This is a genomic window from Ferroglobus sp. (assembly GCF_015521575.1).
In the GTDB taxonomy this organism is placed as follows: domain Archaea; phylum Halobacteriota; class Archaeoglobi; order Archaeoglobales; family Archaeoglobaceae; genus Ferroglobus.
In genome coordinates, this window is record NZ_WANY01000128.1 from 1 (window position 1) to 2,390 (window position 2,390).

Below are 2,390 nucleotides of genomic sequence, written 5' to 3' on the forward strand. Positions count from 1 at the left end.
CAATCCGCCCCGATATACTTTAGCCTATCTCCGAACTTTTCCACAGCCTTCTTCAGCCTTCCTCTTATTTTCTCGACGCTTTCTATTTCATCAAGAGCTTTTTCCATTTTTTCGACATCACCCCAGACGTTCTCTCCAGTTTTGGCATTGTACTCCGCTATCATCGCATCGAAATCGCTCCTTGCTACGCCAACCCTAAGGAATTTTTCGTAGCTTTCTATTTCTTCGGCATCAACGAAATCCATAGCCTTTTCGTCTCTTGCAGCTTCTATCCCTATAACGTTAATCGTATCAACTTCGAGAACTTCTCTGTAAAAGACGGGGGAATGTAGGTGGATTTGCACGTCAACACTTGCTTTAATTTTCTCGTAGGCTATCTGAATCTGATCTACGTTCGGCTGAAGCTCCGGATTGGTTCCTAAACTTGGTTCATCCAAGCTAACACACTTAACAGCCTCCCACTCACAGGCTTTTTCCACGAACCTCGCGACGGATTTTCCAAAAGCTTCCAAAACGTCATCGTAAATTTTCGATCCGAATTCCCTATAATAGAGTTCAAAAGGACCGGTGACGCAAACTCTAACTGCATCGACTCTCATCTCCTTCAAAACTTCAAGTTCGACGATTACCGCCTCATCCCTCTTCACGACAAAAGGCTCCTCCTGCTTATTTTCATCTCTGATTATTTCCAGAAACATCTCGTTCATGTCTCTAAATTGAGGATAGTTTGGCAACTCAACTCCAGCCTTTTGCTTCATTATGAATGCCCTCTTCACCATTTCAGCGTATTCCTTGCTTTGATAATTTTTCTCAACCCAATCCTTCGAAATACCTTCGGGGAGGGGAAAACTGCCAATATCGTCGAATATCATCTCCTCGCCTCCTTCCTCTTCATTATCTCCTCCCAACATTTCTTAACGTCGAGCATCTCCTCCGTCAAAAACACCGACTCTTCGGAATTCCACACGTTGTAGAAGTACTCCCTCGCAGCTTTGGCAAGCTCTTCATTTTTGGCGTAAATTCCGGATTCATAGTTCTCGAACAAACCCGTCTGGGTTAGGTTGGCTGTTGTCAGCAGCACTTCCCTTTCATCGATTATTAAAACTTTAGAGTGGATGTTGTCGTTTAGTTTAACGCTCCCCTTTGGAAACATTTCCAGAAACCTTTTCAACGTGAAAAGCTGCTTTTTATCTTCGTAAACCTCTTCAACACTCTTGAACTGCCTTCTCTCATACCCCGGCCACGTGATGATTTTCACGTCCACTCCTTTCGAGAAGAGAGGCTGAAGTTCGGCTGTTAGCCAATCCGTGTAGTAGATGTGGGGGGAAGTTAAGAGAACCTCCTTTTCAGCTCTTTTTATCATTTCTTTCATTCTCGTTAGAATTTCCCCGCTGAAGGGGGGAGAAGATACGAACTCATGCGATTTCAGTTTTCTTTCGAGCCTTGCGTTTAAAATGAACAAACCGACGAATGCTAAAGCTGTTAACGAAGCTCCAAGGACGTTTATGAAGAAGTAGTTGGGAGTTTCAACGAACTCAACTATCGCGACAGATTGAGTTTTGGGATCGCTGAACACCCACTCTATTCTGTCGATAGTGTCGAGAACTCCATAAATTATCCTCGAATTGGAGCTGAGGGATATCACCTTGTAGTTCGTGTAAATTTTATTCGGGAAGTCGAGGGCGATTTTTATCGAAGAAACGTAAATACCGCTGGCTAAGAAGAAATCTGGGTACTCCATGGCAACGAATCTGTAGATGCCGTCGAGCCTTACGAAGGGATCATCGATTTCCCTCTCGATTATAACCTCGTACTCCTCCAAAGGTGTCAGAACTTTCCTTATGTTTACGAGTAGATAGGGTGTGTTATTTATCTCAACGACCTTATAATCTATACCGCCGGCGGGAATGCTCCTCGCGGAGTAGTCTCCGTAAAGTCTGATTGGAGGTAAGTCGAGATTTAAAAGCATGTTCGTCGTTTCGTTAATATTCTTGAATCTGAGGATGAAAATGTCCTTACCAGAATCCAAGCTATCCATCCTGTACTCTGCATTAATCGAAACTATCACCTGAGCGTTAGCCGCTCCAATCAAGCTTAAGCTTAAGAGCAGTAGGAGGAGCGATCTCACAATAGGGACTTCGGCTATCGCTATAAATATGTTTTTAGGACGGGCAAGAAGTCTATAAAAGGACGCATTCAAAAAAGATTCTCCGTAAACCAGCCACATCCACCTTCTCCTCCAATAGCGGAACTTTACCGTGAAGTTCTTCCCTCTAATGCTGAGAATTAAGCGGACTTTGAGAGGGGAACTTTTAAAGTCAACTAACACCACATAAACAGCTTGCATGAAGTATTCCAGTTTTTTACGGATTTTAGCAGTGATTAAGCGG

Annotated in this window: 2 protein-coding genes; both read right to left on the reverse strand. The window is 43.6% G+C overall.

The features are described from left to right. A partial coding sequence (locus F7C14_RS05260) for a methionine synthase (RefSeq protein WP_290900573.1) occupies nucleotides 1-911 on the reverse strand: 911 nt, incomplete at its 3' end. Further along, a partial coding sequence (locus F7C14_RS05265) for a phospholipase D family protein (protein WP_290900575.1) occupies nucleotides 869-2,390 on the reverse strand: 1,522 nt, incomplete at its 5' end. The genes F7C14_RS05265 and F7C14_RS05260, both read right to left, overlap by 43 nt.